Source organism: Pseudomonas sp. NPDC099000, assembly GCF_044759925.1.
Classification (GTDB): Bacteria; Pseudomonadota; Gammaproteobacteria; order Pseudomonadales; family Pseudomonadaceae; genus Aquipseudomonas.
The window spans coordinates 23768-41706 of sequence record NZ_JBIWAF010000003.1 but is presented as its reverse complement, the minus strand read 5'-3'; the positions used below and the strand labels follow the sequence as shown (position 1 = coordinate 41706).

General features: G+C 60.1%; 18 protein-coding genes. 11 read left to right on the top strand and 7 right to left on the bottom strand.

Features of this window, described 5'->3' with window-relative positions; translation table 11 throughout:
• The first annotated feature begins 285 nt into the window (after window positions 1–285).
• The 4 genes from ACIQV9_RS04845 to ACIQV9_RS04830 are packed head-to-tail and all read left to right on the top strand — an operon-like array spanning window position 286 to window position 2724.
• A complete protein-coding gene (locus ACIQV9_RS04845; RefSeq protein ID WP_403098740.1) occupies window positions 286–594 on the top strand; it encodes a DUF2282 domain-containing protein in 309 nt (102 codons plus the stop codon).
• A 26-nt stretch (window positions 595–620) separates the two neighbouring features.
• Window positions 621–1475, top strand: coding sequence for a DUF692 domain-containing protein (locus tag ACIQV9_RS04840; RefSeq protein ID WP_403098737.1), 855 nt, complete (start codon window positions 621–623; stop codon window positions 1473–1475).
• Entirely contained in the window at window positions 1472–2233 is a 762-nt protein-coding gene (locus ACIQV9_RS04835; RefSeq protein ID WP_403098734.1) for a DUF2063 domain-containing protein, read from the top strand. Before ACIQV9_RS04840 ends, ACIQV9_RS04835 begins: the two co-directional genes overlap by 4 nt.
• A complete protein-coding gene (locus tag ACIQV9_RS04830; protein WP_403098731.1) occupies window positions 2230–2724 on the top strand; it encodes a DoxX family protein in 495 nt (164 codons plus the stop codon). Before ACIQV9_RS04835 ends, ACIQV9_RS04830 begins: the two co-directional genes overlap by 4 nt.
• A 132-nt stretch (window positions 2725–2856) precedes the next feature.
• Here the strand turns inward: ACIQV9_RS04830 and ACIQV9_RS04825 are convergent, their stop codons facing one another.
• A complete protein-coding gene (locus ACIQV9_RS04825; RefSeq protein ID WP_403098729.1) occupies window positions 2857–3771 on the bottom strand; it encodes a LysR family transcriptional regulator in 915 nt (304 codons plus the stop codon).
• A gap of 105 nt (window positions 3772–3876) precedes the next feature.
• On the opposite strand from ACIQV9_RS04825, the gene ACIQV9_RS04820 reads away from it, so the two are divergent.
• From ACIQV9_RS04820 to ACIQV9_RS04810, 3 genes are all read left to right on the top strand, one after another.
• Window positions 3877–4476, top strand: a complete 600-nt coding sequence (locus ACIQV9_RS04820) for a short chain dehydrogenase (protein ID WP_403098726.1) — start codon at window positions 3877–3879, stop codon at window positions 4474–4476.
• A gap of 59 nt (window positions 4477–4535) precedes the next feature.
• The gene (locus tag ACIQV9_RS04815; protein ID WP_403098723.1) at window positions 4536–5189 is read left to right on the top strand and encodes a COG3650 family protein; all 654 of its coding nucleotides are present in this window, start codon (window positions 4536–4538) and stop codon (window positions 5187–5189) included.
• Between the two features lie 95 nt (window positions 5190–5284).
• On the top strand, window positions 5285–6898 hold the full coding sequence (locus tag ACIQV9_RS04810; RefSeq protein ID WP_403098720.1) for an NAD(P)/FAD-dependent oxidoreductase: 1614 nt from the start codon (window positions 5285–5287) through the stop codon (window positions 6896–6898).
• 125 nt (window positions 6899–7023) lie between these two features.
• On the opposite strand, the gene ACIQV9_RS04805 is transcribed toward ACIQV9_RS04810, so the two are convergent.
• Complete coding sequence (locus ACIQV9_RS04805) at window positions 7024–8121, bottom strand: PLP-dependent cysteine synthase family protein (protein WP_403099567.1); 1098 nt, start codon at window positions 8119–8121, stop codon at window positions 7024–7026.
• 236 nt (window positions 8122–8357) lie between these two features.
• On the opposite strand from ACIQV9_RS04805, the gene nhaA reads away from it, so the two are divergent.
• The 3 genes from nhaA to ACIQV9_RS04790 all read left to right on the top strand — a co-directional run bounded on the left by nhaA (window position 8358) and on the right by ACIQV9_RS04790 (window position 11154).
• Window positions 8358–9545 (top strand): Na+/H+ antiporter NhaA, encoded by a 1188-nt coding sequence (nhaA, locus tag ACIQV9_RS04800; protein ID WP_403098717.1) that lies wholly within the window; start codon window positions 8358–8360, stop codon window positions 9543–9545.
• A 120-nt stretch (window positions 9546–9665) separates the two neighbouring features.
• Window positions 9666–10892, top strand: coding sequence for a colicin E3/pyocin S6 family cytotoxin (locus ACIQV9_RS04795; RefSeq protein ID WP_403098713.1), 1227 nt, complete (start codon window positions 9666–9668; stop codon window positions 10890–10892).
• Window positions 10893–10899: 7 nt separating this feature from the next.
• Window positions 10900–11154, top strand: coding sequence for a colicin E3-like toxin immunity protein (locus ACIQV9_RS04790; RefSeq protein WP_403098709.1), 255 nt, complete (start codon window positions 10900–10902; stop codon window positions 11152–11154).
• 97 nt (window positions 11155–11251) lie between these two features.
• On the opposite strand, the gene ACIQV9_RS04785 is transcribed toward ACIQV9_RS04790, so the two are convergent.
• Window positions 11252–11716, bottom strand: a complete 465-nt coding sequence (locus tag ACIQV9_RS04785) for a glycine zipper 2TM domain-containing protein (protein ID WP_008056824.1) — start codon at window positions 11714–11716, stop codon at window positions 11252–11254.
• A 166-nt stretch (window positions 11717–11882) separates the two neighbouring features.
• Here ACIQV9_RS04785 and ACIQV9_RS04780 point away from each other — a divergent pair, with 166 nt between their 5' ends.
• Window positions 11883–12119, top strand: coding sequence for a hypothetical protein (locus ACIQV9_RS04780; RefSeq protein WP_403098705.1), 237 nt, complete (start codon window positions 11883–11885; stop codon window positions 12117–12119).
• 5 nt (window positions 12120–12124) lie between these two features.
• Here the strand turns inward: ACIQV9_RS04780 and pdxH are convergent, their stop codons facing one another.
• The 4 genes from pdxH to ACIQV9_RS04760 all read right to left on the bottom strand — a co-directional run bounded on the left by pdxH (window position 12125) and on the right by ACIQV9_RS04760 (window position 17907).
• Window positions 12125–12772, bottom strand: coding sequence for a pyridoxamine 5'-phosphate oxidase (gene pdxH / locus ACIQV9_RS04775; protein ID WP_403098702.1), 648 nt, complete (start codon window positions 12770–12772; stop codon window positions 12125–12127).
• A gap of 24 nt (window positions 12773–12796) precedes the next feature.
• On the bottom strand, window positions 12797–13915 hold the full coding sequence (locus ACIQV9_RS04770; protein ID WP_403098699.1) for an OmpA family protein: 1119 nt from the start codon (window positions 13913–13915) through the stop codon (window positions 12797–12799).
• A 114-nt stretch (window positions 13916–14029) separates the two neighbouring features.
• Window positions 14030–15175 (bottom strand): serine hydrolase domain-containing protein, encoded by a 1146-nt coding sequence (locus ACIQV9_RS04765; protein ID WP_403098697.1) that lies wholly within the window; start codon window positions 15173–15175, stop codon window positions 14030–14032.
• Between the two features lie 221 nt (window positions 15176–15396).
• Window positions 15397–17907 carry a beta-galactosidase gene (locus tag ACIQV9_RS04760; protein WP_403098692.1) on the bottom strand — a complete coding sequence of 837 codons (2511 nt, stop codon included), beginning with the start codon at window positions 17905–17907 and terminating at the stop codon, window positions 15397–15399.
• Between the last annotated feature and the right edge of the window lie 32 nt (window positions 17908–17939).

Below are 17939 nucleotides of genomic sequence, written 5' to 3'. Positions count from 1 at the left end.
GTAAACAAAAAACGGCCTTCGGGCCGTTTTTTGTGCCCGACACAAACTCGCTAACTATGAAGATCCCCTGTGGGAGCGAGCTTGCTCGCGATGCGATATCACATTCACCAAAGATGTTGGATGACCCACCGCTATCGCGAGCAAGCTCGCTCCCACAGGGATTGTGGTTTTTTGAGGTTTTTAAAAAGTTTTGCATTGGGCTGTAACGCATCGCGATGACCTTTCTCTAGAGGGGTAAGCCAGCACAAACGCGGCTTACCAAAACTCAAACAACGGAGAAACATCATGACTGCTACCACCCGCACCCTGTCCGCCACCGCTCTCGTTCTGGCCCTTGGTTCTGCGCTGAGCATGGCCGCTGTCTCCACCGTCCAGGCGGCCGACAACAGCAACATGGAAAAATGCTTCGGCGTGGCCATGAAAGGTCATAACGATTGCGCAGCTGGCGCTGGCACCACGTGCGCAGGCACCGCGAAAACCGACTACCAGTCCAACGCCTGGAAACTCGTTCCGAAAGGCACCTGCGCCACCACCGAAAGCAAAACTTCGCCGACCGGTTTCGGTCAGATGGAAGCCTTCAAAGCCAAAGCCTGATCCGCCTCCCAGCCTGAGTGTCGACCATGAACCATTCACCGTTCGGGCTCCCGCCCCGCGCCGGGCTGGGGCTCAAGACCGGGCACTTGCGTGAAGTGCTCGGTTCACAACCGGACATCGGCTTCTTCGAAGTCCACGCCGAAAACTACATGGTGGCCGGCGGCCCTTTTCATCACTATCTGGGGTTGATCCGCGAGCAGTATCCGCTGTCGCTGCATGGCGTTGGCCTGTCCATCGGTGCCGAAAGTCCGCTGGACATTCAACACCTGCAACGCCTTGCCGAGCTGATCGAGCGCTATCAACCCCACTCCTTTTCCGAACACCTGGCCTGGTCCAGTCATGGCCCGGTGTTCCTCAATGACCTGCTGCCGCTGGCCTACGACAACGCCACGCTGAACCGCGTCTGCGAACACATCGATCAGGTGCAAACCACGCTCAAACGCCCAATGCTGCTGGAGAACCCGGCGACGTACCTGGCGTTCAAACGTTCGACGATCGATGAAGCCGACTTCATCAGCGAAATCATTCGCCGCACGGGCTGCGGGTTGTTGCTGGACGTGAACAACGTCTATGTGTCGAGCATCAATCATCAACGCGATCCTTTGGCCTACATCGATGCCCTGCCCCTTCACGCCGTCGGTGAAATTCATCTCGCCGGATTTGCCGAAGACACCGACAGCCTCGGTAACCGACTGTTGATCGACGATCACGGCGCGCCCATCGACAACGCCGTATGGGCGCTGTACGTGCAAGTGCTGGAGCGCATCGGGCCAATGGCAACGCTGATCGAACGCGACAACCAACTGCCAGCCTTCAGCGTGTTGCACGCCGAAGCGCGTCAGGCTGATGAGTTGTTGCAGTGCGCCGAGGTTCGCTCATGAGCAATCACGCCGAGTTCGCGGCCGCCCTGCTCGATCCGGAGCAGCCCTGCCCCGACGGATTATTCAGCCCAAATGGCGCCGATCCCTCCAGCCGTTTCGCGGTGTATCGCAACAATGTGCAGGGCTCGCTGATCAACGCGCTCGCGGACAGTTACCCCGTGGTTGTGCAATTGGTCGGTGAGGAGTTCTTCCGGGCCATGGCCGGGATCTATGTGCAAAACACCCCGCCCCGCAGCCCTTTGATGAATGGCTACGGTCATGATTTCGCAGACTTCATCGAAGGCTTTGCGCCCGCTGACAGCGTGCCTTATCTGGCGGATGTCGCCCGGCTGGAGCGCCTGCGAGTAATGGCCTATCACGCGGCCGATGCGCAGCCCCTGGAGCATGAGCAGATCGCCGCAGCACTCGCCGACCCGCAAGCCCTGAGCGAGATAACCGTCGAACTTCATCCCTCCCTCAACCTGCTGAGTTCTGCCTTCGCCGTGGTCGCGATCTGGGCTGCGCATCAACAGGAAACAACGCTGGCGGGGATTGACCTGAACCAGGAACAACACGCGCTGGTTTTGCGCAACGGCCTGGACGTTGAAGTATTCGCCATCGATCAAGGTGCCAGAGCGTTCATCCAGAACCTGCAAGACGGCCAGTCACTGATGCAGGCGCTGGAAGCAGCCCCCGCCTTCGATCTCAGCCAAACCCTGGCGCTGCTGATCAGCCGCAACGCCATTACTCACTTGCATAACAACAAGGTATCGCCATGAACGTCCGGATCGAATCACAGAACCCCATCGTTCGCGCCATCGCGCTGCTGGAGATGATTCCCCACAGTCTGATCGCTTTTATCGCGCGCTTCTCCATCGCGGCAGTGTTCTGGAAGTCCGGGCAAACCAAGGTCGAAGGCTTGGCCATCGACCTGTTCGACGGCTCCTTCCAGCTTGGCGTACCGCATCTGGCTGACTCGACCATCCCGCTGTTCCAGAGCGAGTACCACGTGCCGCTGCTGTCACCTGAACTGGCGGCGCACCTGGCCGCCTTCGCCGAGCATTTTTTCCCGGTGCTGATCCTGATCGGTTTCGCTACTCGGTTTTCAGCGCTGGCCCTGCTGGGCATGACCCTGACCATTCAACTGTTCGTGTACCCCGACGCCTACCCGACCCATGGCACTTGGGCGGCGGTGTTGCTGTACTTGATGGCGACCGGACCGGGCAAGTTGTCGATTGATCACCTGATCGCCAGGCGTTACGCCCACTAGAACTCCAGAACGATGAAGTCCCCTGTGGGAGCGAGCTTGCTCGCGATAGCGGGGTGACATTCAGCATAGATGTTGACTGACACTCCGCTATCGCGAGCAAGCTCGCTCCCACAGGGTTAGGGGGGTTAGCGGCTATTGCTGGAGACGCGCCAAGGCCTCGCCGCTGCGTTTGAACCAATCAATCAAGTAGTCCGCCAACACCTGCGTGCGTTTCGGCAGGCCGCCCTGATACGGATGCACCAGGTACATCGGCATGCTCCGCGTCTGATAATCGCGCAGGAGCCAGCGCAATCGCCCGTCAGCCAATTCCGCTTGCAGCAGGTACGAAGGCAACCGCGCAATGCCGGCTCCCGCCAGAGCCGCTTTTTTCAGCAGGCTGTAGTGATTGCTGGCAAACGGCCCCGACACCCTCACCCGCAGCAACTCATGCTGCTGGTGATAGAGCCACTCTTCGCGACCGCTGTAATGGCTATTGAGCAAGCAGCGATGTTCGGCCAACGCCTGGGGCGTCTGCGGCTCACCGTACTGTTCGAGATATGCCGGGCTGGCGCAGGTCATTTCGTGCCAGGCCAACAGCGGTCGGGCAACCAGGCGTTCGTCATTACTGACATCCGAGCGAACTGCCAGATCAAAACCATCGCGGGACAAATCACGGTAGCTGTTGCTCAGATCCAGCTCGATCTGCACGTCGGGATACTTGCCGGAAAACTCCAGCAACAAGCCATCGAAGAAGGTTTCCCCCAACGATACCGGAACCGTCATACGCACCGGCCCGGCCATGTCGTCCTTCAACCGTGCCAACGCCTGACGCGCCTTTTCAACTTGTACCACCAGCGCCTGAGCTTGTGGCAACAGCGCCGCGCCGGCCGCCGTCAAACTCAAACGGCGAGTGGTGCGTTGCAGCAAAACGACGGAGAACCGTGTTTCCAACAGGCTGATGCGCTTCGACAGTTGCCCCTTGCTGCAACCCAACTGCTGCGCCGCCAGGGTAAAACTGCCGGCTTCGATCAACACCGCGAACGCTGCCAGATCATCCATCTCGCTCATGGATTGTTTCCATTTGAAAACCAAAGGTTGCCTATTAGCGCGCTTATCAACGGAAAAAACCACTCTAGACTGCAACCTCGTTCAACCACTTCGAGGAACAGCACGATGAAAATTCTTTTGATAGGCGCAAGCGGCACCATCGGTTCAGCAGTCGACAAGGAACTGTCCCAGCGCCACGACATCATCCGCATCGGCCGTAACAGCGGCGATTTCAATGTGGATATCAGCGACAGCGCCTCGATCCGCAAGTTGTTCGAGCAAACCGGCAAATTCGATGCGCTGGTCTGCGCCGCCGGCAACGTCACCTTCGCGCCGCTGGATGAAATGTCCGAAGAAAGCTTTGCCCTGGGCCTGAAAGACAAGCTGATGGGCCAGGTCAACCTGCTGCTGATCGGCCGTGAATTCGCCAATGATGGCGCCTCTTTCACCTTTACCACTGGCGTGCTCAGCCACGACCCGATTCGCAGCGGCGCCTCGGCGGCATTGGTCAACGGTGCGCTGGACAGCTTTGTGCGTGCGGCGGCCATCGAACTGCCTCGCGGCTTGCGAGTGAACTCGATCAGCCCGACCGTGCTGCTCGAAGCCATGGGCAGTTACGCGCCGTACTTCCGAGGCTACAAGCCGGTTCCCGCAGCAGATGTGGCATTGGCCTACGCCAAAAGTGTCGAAGGCTTGCAAACAGGTCAGACCTTTCACGTGGGCTAAACCCTTGTGATGAACGGTCAGGCTGCGTAACGTGGCGGCACTTGTCTGGAGAGCCAAAGATGCGTGTTGCCCGTTCCTTAGTCCTTGTTGCCCTGCTTCCGTTGTTCGCTGCCTGCAGTTTGCTGGATGGCCCGCGCGAAAATGCCTCCCACGTGGGCCAGACCCGTCTGCAGGGCCAGTTGACGGCGGCGGACGGCAAGTTGCTGTTCCAACCGTGCAATGAGCAGCGCAGTTATGTGGTCAACGACACCGGCGGCACCAGCGTCCTGCAAGAGGCCGCGACCCTCGCCGATGCCCAGGGCAAGCTATTCGCCGACGTGCGTGGGCGAATCGTCGACAGCCGCCTTGATCTTGAGCAGCTGTACCGCGTCGAACGCTCCGGCGCCGCCTGCGACGATCCCAATTTCAAACTGCTGATCCTGCGCGCCGCCGGTCACTCGCCCGAGTGGAACGTCAAGGTCAGCGGCAAAGGCATGGTCATCGACCGCGCCGGCCAGCCGCCCCTGGCCGTGCCGTACGTTGAAGAGCAACTGGGCGATGGCCGGTTCAATCTCAGCACCGAAGCCAATAACCAGCACATCGAACTGTGGGTCGCGCCGCAACGTTGCGTCGACAGCAGCACCGGCAGCGTCCAGCACATGAGCGCCGAACTGCGCATCGATGGTCAGGTGCAACGCGGTTGCGGGTATTTCGGCGGCTCGCGTAACGACTGATCGTTTTTGCCTCACGGGAATCATTCTTTGAGGCTTATAATCGCGGGCTTCAAACGCCTTGGCGCAGTTGTGCGCCCCGCGAACCGGATCCTGTCATGTTACGAATCACCGAACTCAAGCTGCCGATCGACCATCCCGAAGAAGACCTGCGCCCTGCCATCGTGCAGCGCCTGGGCATCGCCAGCGATGACCTGCTCGATTTCACCTTGTTCAAGCGCAGCTACGATGCGCGCAAAAAGTCCTCTGAACTGTGCTTCATCTACACCATCGACCTCACCGCCAAGGATGAGGCCGCGCTCCTGCGCACGTTCGCCGATGACCGTAACGTCAATGTGGCGCCGGATGTCAGCTACAAAGTGGTCGGCCAGGCGCCGGCTGATCTTGAGCAACGTCCTGTCGTCGTGGGTTTTGGTCCGTGCGGGATTTTCGCCGGGCTGCTGCTCGCGCAAATGGGCTTCAAGCCGATCATCCTCGAACGCGGCACCGAAGTGCGTCAGCGCACCAAGGACACTTGGGGCCTGTGGCGTAAAAGCGTGCTCAACCCTGAATCCAACGTGCAATTTGGTGAAGGTGGCGCGGGGACGTTCTCCGATGGCAAGCTCTACAGTCAGATCAAGGACCCGAAATTCATCGGTCGCAAAGTCCTGCACGAGTTCGTCAAGGCCGGCGCGCCGGAAGAAATCCTCTACGTCAGCAAACCGCACATCGGTACATTTCGACTGACCGGCGTTGTGGAAAACATGCGTGAGCAGATTCGCGCGCTGGGCGGCGAAGTGCGCTTCCAGCAGCGGGTCACCGACGTGTTGATCGAGGACGGCCAACTGGTCGGCGTCGAGCTCAACGGCGGCGAGCAGATCCATTCGAAACACGTGATTCTTGCCTTGGGCCACAGCGCCCGGGACACCTTCCGCATGCTCCACAGCCGTGGCGTGTTCATGGAAGCCAAACCGTTCTCGGTGGGTTTCCGCATCGAACACCCGCAGTCGCTGATCGACCGCGCACGCTTGGGCAAATACGCCGGCCACCCGAAACTCGGGGCTGCCGACTACAAACTGGTGCACCACGCCAAGAACGGCCGCTCGGTCTACAGCTTCTGCATGTGCCCGGGCGGCACCGTGGTGGCGGCGACGTCCGAGCCAGGCCGCGTGGTCACCAACGGCATGAGCCAGTACTCGCGTAACGAGCGCAATGCCAACTCTGGAATCGTCGTCGGGATCACCCCGGAAGTCGACTACCCGGGCGGCCCGCTGGCGGGTATCGAGTTGCAGGAACGCCTGGAATCCCACGCCTATGTGCTGGGCGGCAGCAACTACGAAGCGCCGGCGCAACTGGTTGGCGATTTCATTGCCGGCAAGCCGTCCACCGAGTTGGGCAGCGTTGAACCGTCCTACAAACCGGGGGTTGCCTTGGGTGATTTGGCGTTGGCTCTACCTGCGTTCGCGATCGAAGCGATTCGTGAAGCACTGCCGGCGTTCGAAAAGCAGATTCGCGGTTACTCGTTGCACGACGCGGTGTTGACCGGGATCGAGACACGCACCTCGTCGCCGCTGCGGATTACCCGTAACGAGTCGATGCAGAGCCTGAACGTGAAAGGTCTGTTCCCGGCGGGTGAAGGCGCGGGTTATGCGGGCGGGATTCTGTCGGCGGGTGTTGACGGGATTCGGATTGCGGAAGCGGTTGCCCGCGACATCCTCGGCCTCGAGGCCTAAGGAACCGATCACACGCCCCTGTAGGAGCGAGGCTTGCCCGCGAAGAAATTGACGCGGTCTTTCTGAAGGACCGCATTATCGTTCTTCGCGGGCAAGCCTCGCTCCTACAGGGGCGGTGTTTGGGGTCAGATGTTGGCGCGCAGCACGGTGGCCGGCAGCGGCTCACCGCGCTCGACACTTGCCGCGACAACATTCATCAAACCGCTCAACTCATACCCCTGGGCCTTGAGCCAATCCTGGTCGTAATAGCTGGTCTCATAACGCTCGCCGCCGTCGCACAGAATCGCCACGATCGACCCCGACTCCCCCGCCGCCGCCATCTGCCCGGCCGCCATCAAGGCGCCGATCAGGTTGGTCCCGCTCGAGCCGCCGACACGCCGTCCCAAGTGCTGCGCCAGGTAATGCATGGCCGCCAGCGACAACGCGTCCGGCACTTTGACCATCGCATCAATCACTTTGGGCAGGAACGACGCTTCGACCCGTGGCCGGCCAATGCCTTCAATTCGCGAACCGTGATCCAGTCGCAGCGTGGCATCGCCCGTCTTGTAGTAATCGAAGAACACCGAACGTTCGGCATCGGCGCACAACACGCGGGTGCAATGCTGGCGATAACGCACGTATCGGCCCAGCGTCGCGGTGGTGCCACCGGTGCCGGGGCTGGAAATCAGCCAGCTCGGTTCAGGATGCTGTTCGAAACGCATTTGCTGGAAGATCGACTCGGCAATGTTGTTGTTCGCGCGCCAGTCGGTGGCACGTTCGGCGTAGGTGAACTGGTCGATGAAATGCCCGTCATGTTCGCGAGCCAGACGCTCGGACTCGGCGTAGATCTGCGTCGGATCGTCGACCAGATGACTCTTGCCGCCGTAGAAAGCGATCTGCGCGATCTTCTCTTTGGACGTGGTCGCCGGCATCACCGCAATGAACGGCAATCCCAGCAACCTGGCGAAGTAAGCCTCGGAAATCGCCGTCGAACCGCTGGACGCTTCAATCACCGGCGCGCCGGGTTTGAGCCAGCCGTTACACAAGGCATAGAGGAACAACGAGCGCGCCAGCCGATGCTTGAGACTGCCGGTGGGATGGCTGGACTCATCCTTGAAATACAGCTCGATGCCCGGAAAACCCGGGAGCGGCAAAGGGATCAGGTGGGTGTCGGCGCTGCGCTGGAAATCAGCTTCGATGATCCGGATGGCTTCGCGGGCCCACTGTCGGTTGTCGCTCATGATGGTTTTCTCGTTGAGTCGGCCTTCGTGCAAGGCTCAGCCCATAAGCTTAGGAAAAATCCCACACTACGCACAGATACAGCTGAGGCCCAATACGTCTGGCAACTGCTAGGCTCAGGTCCGTGCCGGCCCTTCGCGTTGTAACGGCATATAACAAAAAAGAATATAACTTTTGTTTTAACAACTAACGGTACGGGTTAGGGTGTGCCACCTTTTTGATTATTCGATGGAGAGCGACCTTGCCTCTGCGTAGCACTTTCACGCGTTTCTTTCAGTTGGAAGCTGCCAGCGGTCTGTTATTGATCGCCGCGGCAGCCCTGGCTTTAATCATCAACAACTCCCCGTTGTCGTGGCTGTACAGCAGTTTCCTCGACACGCCGGTGGTGGCGCAGGTCGGTGCGCTGCAAATCGCCAAACCGGCGCTGCTGTGGATCAACGACGGCCTGATGGCCCTGTTCTTCCTGCTGATCGGCCTGGAAGTGAAGCGTGAAGTCCTCGACGGTCAGTTGTCGAAGCCTTCGCAGATCGTCCTGCCCGGCGCGGCTGCAATTGGCGGTATGGTGGTTCCGGCGCTGTTCTACTGGTTTCTCAATCGTGACAACCCGGCGGCCCTGAGCGGCTGGGCCATCCCGATGGCCACCGACATCGCCTTCGCCCTCGGCGTCCTCGCCCTGCTCGGCAAGCGTGTGCCGGTGTCGCTGAAGCTGTTCCTGATGACCCTCGCGATCATCGACGACCTCGGCGCCATTATCGTCATTGCGATCTTCTACTCCGGCACGCTGTCGACGCTTTCGCTGGCATTGGCCGCGTCGTGCATCGTCGCCTTGATCGCGATGAATCGGCTCGGCGTGGTCAAGCTCGGGCCGTACATGATCATCGGCTTGATCCTCTGGGTCTGCGTGCTCAAGAGCGGGGTCCACGCGACACTGGCCGGTGTGACCCTGGCGTTCTGCATTCCATTGCGCACGAAAAATGCCGAACCGTCGCCGTTGCTGACCCTCGAACATGCCCTGCATCCCTGGGTGGCCTACGGCATCCTACCGCTGTTCGCCTTCGCCAACGCCGGCCTGTCACTCAGCGGCGTGACCATGGAAAGCTTCACCCACCACGTGCCAATGGGCATTGCGGTGGGCCTGCTGCTGGGCAAAACCCTCGGTGTGTTCGGCCTGACCTGGCTGGCCGTGAAAATCGGCATCGCCGCCCTGCCCCAAGGTGCCAACTGGGGCCAGGTGCTGGGTGTCGCGATCCTCTGCGGGATCGGCTTTACCATGAGCCTGTTTGTCGGCTCCCTGGCCTTCGAGCCGGGTGTCAGTGAATACGCCGGGATGGACCGGATGGGCATTTTGACCGGTTCGATTCTGGCGGCATTGATCGGTTATGCGGTGACGGCGGCAGCGAGTCGCAAGCGCACCGCGCTGCCATCCTGAGCGAAAGAGAACCCTCTTAGCGACAATCAGGATTCGTCCTACAGCCACGTTTGACCTCGTTCGTTAACGTCGCACAGCCCCTTGTTCGGGGCTGTCGATGTACGAACGCAAGGAAGATCAGTGGCAGGAAACAAGGAAGTCCCCAGGGTTAAAAACCCGCCGTCCGGCGACGGACATCACTTCACCCACCGCTTCATGACGGCCACCGAACTGGCCGAGCGGGACGCCCGACAAAACGCTTACGACGCCATGCTTGCGCGGCAAGACGCTTTCGAGCGCAGCCGTGAGGTCGTCGCAAAAAAAGACCCATCCGTTCGTGCCGGATGCGTCTTCGCCAAGTCCTGCAAACTGCCGGACGCCATCATCGATTACTCGAACCCTTCGGGCATGGTGCCCACCGACAGCCTCAAGGACTACGGGGAAATCGCCTGGCTCGGCGCCCGTGAAGCGGACGATGCCGGGCTGCTGAATCTCGAAACCATCAGCGGCAGCACCCTCTCCCTCGGCATTGGCCGACTTGCGCTGAGTGCTCCGGCGCTCGCGGCTCCGGTCGCAGCAATCGGCGCTGCCGGGGCCACCGCATTGGCCACAGTGGTCGCATTGTTCTGGACGCCAAGCCTGGGCGACAGCGCGCTTTATACCGAAGATCAATTGCGCAGCCTGAAACTGGCCAGGACCCGTGTTCGCCTGCAAGTCGAGCAACAGGCTGATGGCCGTCTCAAAGGGTATGGCTTCTACACGGGTAAGAATCGCGATTGGGAAATGGTCGATGTTGCGCAATTCACGTTGCGCGGCAGCCAGCAGGTGGCGGATCTGGGAGACGGGGTTGAGTTGATATGGACGCCGGCCTTGGATGGGTCAGACATTCTCGGGATTCCAGCGCTGGAAGCTGCTCCGCAAGCGCCGCATATTTGGGTGTATCCGCCGACGAAAGCGGCTGACGGGATTATTGTGAATCCGGTGTATCCGCCTGATTACAAGGATTTCATTCTTGTGTTTCCGGCGAATTCGGGGGTGAAGCCGGTTTATATTGTCCTCAGTACTCCTCGTAAAGGTTTGCCAGCTGCAGGTCACAGCTACCATCCAGTACCGAAGACAGAGGAAATCATTGCATTTCCTGGCCTTAAAACAGCCAAGAAAATGAACCCTGTACAAGGAGGTGGGGGCTTAAGGCCGCGGTGGACAGATGCAAAAGGTAAAAAGATCTATGAGTGGGACTCTATGCATGGCGAGCTGGAGGAGTATCGCGCAAGTGACGGCAGCCACCTGGGAGCGTTTGATCCTGTAACAGGTGAGCGACGCGACGATGCTCAATCTAAACGAAACATTCCTAAAAAATACTTGTGAGACGACGATGGGATTAAAACTAAGGCTGGAATGGTTTGACAAGCAGACGGAAAATTTTCAGGGCGAAGAGTTTTCTGATGATCTGGGCGATGATGAATCAGTACTTAATGCCCTCGGAATCCCTGTAGAGAACAACATTAACAACGGAGGTTTTAATGTTGGTAGCCAATGGGTCGCCATTCTCCAACCTTACTTTCGCCACACGATTGAAATCACCGACTCTGACTACCAAATCTCTTTTGACTACCGCGAAAATTGGTAATCGAACAAGTACGCTGGCGGCAATGGGTAAAGGCAGCAGACACAAAAAACCCCGACCAGTCACCTGATCGGGGTTTTCTTTTACCGCTCGTTCCCGCTTAGTGCGAAACGCGACTCGTACCATCCACAGTAGCAATCCGCACCCGCTCGCCAACACGGAACACTTCATTCTCCTGAACCTGCTGCACATAGGCGCGCATGCTGCCGTCGTCTTCACGCACGGTGATTTCCACGCCTTGGGTGCGGGTCAGGCCTTCTTCAGTGGCCGAACCAAGCAGGCCGCCAGCGACGGCGCCGATGACCGCAGCGACGATGCTGCCTTTACCGCCGCCGATGGCGCTACCGCCGACGCCGCCGACGACTGCGCCCGCTGCACCGCCGATCGGGGTCTTGGTGCCTTCGATTTTCACCGGGCGCAACGCTTCGATGGTGCCCATGCGAATCGTCTGCACACGACGCGCTTCGTCACGGGAGTAGGAGTCACCGGTCAGGCTCGATTGGCAGCCAGTGAGCAACATCGCCATCGTGGAAAAGGAAGCAACCAGCAGAACAGACTTACGCATAGCATCAACTCCAAAGGACAGGTATTCATTAAACTCCGCAGCTTGACGCCTGTCACGGCATCGCCCGGATAAAATTGGTTTCATTCAGGCCCGGTACAGGCGCCTCGGAACTCACCACACAGTAGCGGCAAACTGAAAAATCTGCGCCACTGACCCAAGGATTTTCATGGATTACTTCATCATTGTCGTCACCACGGTCGCCGGTTTGTACTTCCATTGGTGGTTGTACGTGCGGATCAAGCGCTGGATGGACCGCGATCTGGCGTTGGCACTGGCGGGTAAAGACGAGCAGAAAAAAGCGTTCATGCTCCAGCAACTGGCAAGCGCTCAGGCGCAGAAGATCAAGCGCCGGGACCTGCCGCAGTGGCTTGAAGCCGCTGCGGCGAGCTATCCCGATCGGTAGACTGCTTAAGGTGCCAGACGTTCAAGAATCCAGTCGGCGCCTTGCAGACGGTAGTTGAGGCGATCGTGCAGGCGGCTCGAACGGCCTTGCCAGAACTCGATGCGCTCGGGTAGCAAGCGATAACCGCCCCAGTGTTCCGGGCAGTGCGGTTGAGTGTCGCTGAAACGCTGCTCGGTGTTCTTGAGCAGCGCTTCCAGTTCAGCGCGATCGGCGATCACCCGGCTCTGGGGCGAAGCCCAGGCACCGAGACGACTGCCCAGCGGGCGGACCTGAAAATAGGCGTCGGACTCTTCAGCCGTGACCTTCACCACCTGCCCTTCGATGCGCACCTGGCGCTCCAGGGTCGGCCAGAAGAACGTCATGGCGGCGAACGGGTTCGCCGCCAGATGCTGGCCTTTGGCGCTGTCGTAGTTGGTGAAGAAGGTGAAGCCCTCTTCGTCCAGGCCCTTGAGCAGCAGAATGCGGCAATGCGGCCGACCGTCCTGATCGACAGTGGCCAGGGTCATGGCATTGGCCTCCACCGGCGGTTGCTCGGTTTTCACCGCGTCGGCAAACCACTGATGGAACAGCCCGAACGGCTCGGCCGGGGCTTGCGCCTCGGTCAGGCCATCACGGGTGTAGTCGCGACGCATATCAGCCAGGCCCTGGGTCATGGCGCATTCCTTTTGGTTAACGAATTACTTTTTGACCGCATCGGCGGCAACGACTTTCTTGTCAGCGGCAGCGGCTTTGGCTGGCGCAGTCTTCTTCGCCGGGGTTGCGGTTTTAGCCGGTGTTTTCTTGGCTGGAGCCTTGGCGGCTTTCTTGGCCGGAGCTTTTTTCGCGGCAGGTACATCCGCTTTCTTCGCGGCTGGCGCAGGGGTAACCGGCTTGACCACTGGCTTGACGTCCTGGGCAGCGACCATCTTCACTGGCGCAGGAGCCGGCATGTTGTACTTGCTCAGCAGCGCGACCATGGTGTTCTGCGGAGTGACCAGCAATTCCACGCGACGGTTCAAGGCACGTCCTTCATTGCTGTCATTGGCAGCACGCGGGGCTTCGCCACCCATGCCGCGCAGCATCAGACGATCACGCTGCAAACCGCTGAGACGGAAGATCGCGGCCACGGATTGTGCACGCTCCTGGCTCAGTTTTACGTTGGCCGGTGCGGCGCCCGAAGTATCGCTGTGACCCAGGACCAATACAGCGGTCTTTGGATCGACTTCAAGGATTTTCGCGACGCGAGTGAACGGGCCGAGGGTCACCGGCAGCAACATCGCTGGACGGTCCGGGTTGAACGAGCCTTCTACCGGCGCGGTCACCACCAACACGTTTTCACGGCGTTCGAGTTGCAGGTTGCTGTCCTTGATGGCCTCGCGCAGACGTGGCTCGTAATCGTCGAGCCAGGCTTGAGTGACTTTTGGATCCGGCATCGGCACGGCTTTGGCGGTCGGTTGATCTTTACCACCGAACGGCCACCACCATTTGCCACCGGCATCAGCTTCAGCCTTGGCCACTTCAACAGGCTTGGCTTCGGGTTTTACTTCCGGCTTTTTTTCGAGCACTTCATCGGAGCCAAACGGCCAGTACCATGGGTTGGAGCTTTCAGCTTTGGCCACTGGAGCAGCGGCGGCAGTTTTCAAAGGGGCTGGAGCAGGAGTTGGGGCAGGAGTTGGGGTCGGCTCTTTCGCCGCGACTTTGTCGGAGGAGCCAAACGGCCACCAGCTGCTGCCATCCGAATCACTTTGTGGAGTCTGTGCACAACCGGTGATAGCGACACACAGGGCCAAGGCAAGGGTGGTTTTATTGAATGACATTGGATATCCACAAAAATGAAGTCATAAAAAATCAGGCCGGCGTGACCCGGATAAACAGACGCTTGGAAAACATAAAGGCCTTCGGGTTCCGGCCCTGGAGCCCGAGAGTGCGTTTTACAGACAAGTGGCCAGCACCCGCGCAAGCTTTTGCGCGCGCGGATCCATCAAGACGTAAGGCCCCAGTGTATTTGTCACAAAACCGAAGGCCACATCATGTTCCGGGTCAGCAAAACCGATGGAGCCTCCAGCGCCCGGATGGCCGAATGCCCGTGGGCCGAGGCCATAGGTCGCATTCGGAACATCCGGTTGATCGAGCATGCAACCCAGGCCAAAACGGGTCCGGGTCAATAAAGTCTTGTCTTCGCCAACGCTATGTTCGCGGGTCAGCTCCTCGAGCATTTCGCTTTCCAGCAGGCTGCCATCAAGCAGGCCTGCGTAGAAACCAGCGAGGCTACGGGCGTTACCGTGGCCATTGGCGGCGGGTTGTTGCATCCGGCGCCATTCAGGTTTGTTGGTGCTGGTCATGATCGACGGCGGGTTGGTGAAGGCCCGGGTGGTCATGGCGGTCGGTTCGCGCATGGTCACTTGCAGCAAGCGCTGGGCTGCGGCATCGCCCACGTTGCCCTTGCCACGGGCGATGTGCGCCACGCGATGGAACTCTTCGTCAGCCAGGCCGACATGGAAATCCAGTCCCAAAGGCTTCGCGACCCGCGCCACAATCGATGAGCCCGGCCCACGACCGTCGGCACGGCGCAGCAACTCGCCCACCAGCCAGCCATAGGTGATCGCCGCGTAACCGTGGCCCTCGCCCGGTGTCCACCACGGCGTTTCGGCCGCCAGGGCATCGACCATGGTGTACCAGTCGTAGAGCGCTTCGGGCGCCTGCAACTCGCGCAGCGCCGGTAGACCGGCCTGATGGCAGAGCAACTGGCGCAAGGTGACGGATTCTTTGCCGGCGGCGCCGAATTCGGGCCAGTAGCGCGCAACCGGGGCGTCCAGTTGCAGCTTGCCTTCGGCCACCAATTGCAGGGCGGTGACGGCGGTGAAGGTCTTGGTGCAGGAGAACAGGTTGGCGATGGTGTCGCTGTGCCAGGCTTCAAGGCCATCCTTGTCGGCGGTACCGGCCCAGAGGTCGAGGACAGTTTCGCCACCGACCCGGATGCACAACGCCGCGCCACGTTCTTGAGGATCGTCGAACAACGCCGCGAACGCTTCGCGTACTGCTTCGAACTTAAGCTCGTAATGACCCTGAATCTGCACCCGCAACTCCCCGAAATCTACAAAGTGGTCCGCATTGTTCCAGCCCTTGGGGGATTTGGGAACAGGTGTGGGCTGGGCGGTCGATTGCCCATGGATTGGAGCAGAAATTTGTTGTCCCTTTGAGGGCTCCTTCGCGGGCAAGCCTCGCTCCTACAGGTTCGATGGTGCACTTGTAGGAGCGAGGCTTGCCCGCGAAGAACGATAACGCGGTCCAGCAGGACTCAGTGGCCGTTGGCCGAATGCCCGCCCGCATGGCCAGGACCCTGTCCTGCGCCTTTGCCAGCATCACCTTTTTTGCCGCCCTCGCCTTCATGGTTGGCTTTGTCCGCTTCCGCCTTGGCCTTCTCGGCCTCCTTGCCCAACTGATCGAGGGTCGCCAGGTTGCTCTTGCGCACGGTGTCGACGAAGCCCTGGAACGGCAGATCGGTAATGCCCACCAGGCCAAAGTGACCGTTCTCGCCATCCAGCAGGCGGCCAGTCACCGGTTGATCGAGGTACTGGAACCAGTGCACGCCGACAATCGACGGTTCGCTCAGAGCCTGTTTGAGGAAGTTGGCATACGCCGGGCCACGGTCTTCTTCCTTGGCCAATTGCGTTACGCCGCCCCAGAACGGGCCGCGATCCGCCGAGCCGAAATTGAACTCGGTGATCAGCACCGGTTTGTCCAGGCTGCGCAATTTGGCGAAGTCATAGCCATCCTGCGGTTTCAGCGTGTACATGTTGAAACTCACGACGTCGCAATACTGGGCGCAGGACTCAACGGCTTCCGGGGTGCTGAGGGCAAAACGACCGCCCAGCAACAGCTGGTTTGGCGCGTGCCACTTGAGCGAATCGGAGAGGGTCTTGAAGTAGGTATCGGCAAAGACCTTCTGGAAGTATTTGAAATCAGCCTCGATTTCCGGGTGTTCGGCGCTCGGCAGCGGCGGCACGAAACCCGGGTCTTCCATCAATTCCCAGGCGGGTAAGTCGATGCCCCAGGCCTTGGAAAGGCCGGCCTGATTGCGGTACTTGTCGCGCAATTGCTTGAGGAACGCACGTTTGGCCGGCACGTCGGTGGTCATTTTCAAGGTGCCGTAGGCCAGCGCGTAACGGGCTTTCGGATCGTCGCCGGGACCGGCCCAGGCCAGTTCGTTGTCGGCGAAGTAACCGATCAGCCAGGGATCGTCGCGATGATCGCGGGCGGCGATGGCCACGGCGCGTTCGGTGGCCATGGCGAAACGCGGATCAAACGGGTCGGGCATGCCCCCCCACCAGTCGGTACCGGTGCTGATGCTGGCGTAATCGCCGACGATCGACAGCGGCAAGGTGTACGGCACACGGTCAGCATTGGCCAGCGCCGGGGCGCTCCAGTTGCCGACGGTGTTGAAACCCCAGGCTTGCAGGCGATCGAGGGTGTGGTTGGCCCAGCGTTTTTCATCTACCACTGCTTTGCAGGGTTCGGTGGGGGCTTGTTCGGCGGCTTTCGCGACGGTCGCTTCCTCCGCACCGGTCTTGGCGGCTTCGGCGACGCCCGATTCGGCAGTCGTAGGCGCGACAGGTTGCTCGGCGGCCTTGTCGGCCGTGGCCTCGACCGCGTCAGCCTTGGCCGCTTCGGCAACGCCCGCCTTGGTGTCGCTGCCCAGCCCGCATGGTGCGCCATACAGGCGCTGCAAATTAGCGCCATAGAAGTCGTACCAGCGACCGGCGTTATAGCCACGGCCCTGATCGGCGCCGTTGCCGCCACGGTTGTCGCCTTCGCCATAATGGCTGGCTAACGGTTCTTCCGGTTTTGGCAGGAATTCAAACATCCACTCGCGGCCGGCGATGTAGGTCTGATTGACGTCCGGGGTAACGGTGTTGACTCCGAGCGAATAGAACGGATGTCCTTCCGGGGTCACCAGGTACCAGCGACCGTCACGCTTTTCAGTGCGGAAGAAACCGCTGGCCTTGAACGCCGGGCCGTTGTTCCAGCCGCCGAACTTGTCCAGGGACAACTTCGCGCGCTCGGCGAGCCAGGTGTTGGTTTGTTGCTGCTCCTTGGCGGCGGCGCTCTTCAGTTGCTCATCGCTACTCACCTTCTCCGGCCATTTGGCCCGGTTCGATTGACCGTAAACGTCCACCAGGCCGCCATAAGCCGCCTTGGTCACCGCTTCACCGTCCTGCACGCCGAAGCGCTCAAGCAGGATACTTTGGGCCACTTTTGGCTGATCCATCGACAACGTCACCGACACCACCTGGCTGCGGTCCAGCTCACCGGCGCTGCTGGCCAGCAAGACGCGTTGACCGTCAAACGTCATCGGCATCGGCGGCCCGGCCTTCATGCCCTGGCTCAGCGGCGAGCTCGGTTGCAGTGGCACCAGCAGGGTCTGAGCCGGTCCGGCCGGCAAATCGACCCGACTGATCAGGGTCTTGCCATCGTTGCTCTGGATTTTCACGTACAGGGTCACGGCCCAGTCCATCGCGCTCTGGATGCGCAAGCTCATGACACCTGACTGCGACCAGTCCCAGGCCCCGGTTTGCGGGGTCAGACGCAAGGTCGGTTGCGCCACCGGATTGAACGTCACCCGACGCAACACTTCGCCTTCGGCCGTTTGCTCCGCATTGGATTGCGGCAGGCTGGCATCCTGAGTCGCCACTTGAACCACGTCAGCGGGGCGCACAAAGTTGAACAGCGTCTGTTGGCCGGCAGGGGCTGCCAGCAAAGGGGCTGCAAAGATCAAGGCGAATACAGCAGGCAACGAACGGCGAATCATAGGAACGTGGTTCTCCCTAACGACCAAATGGG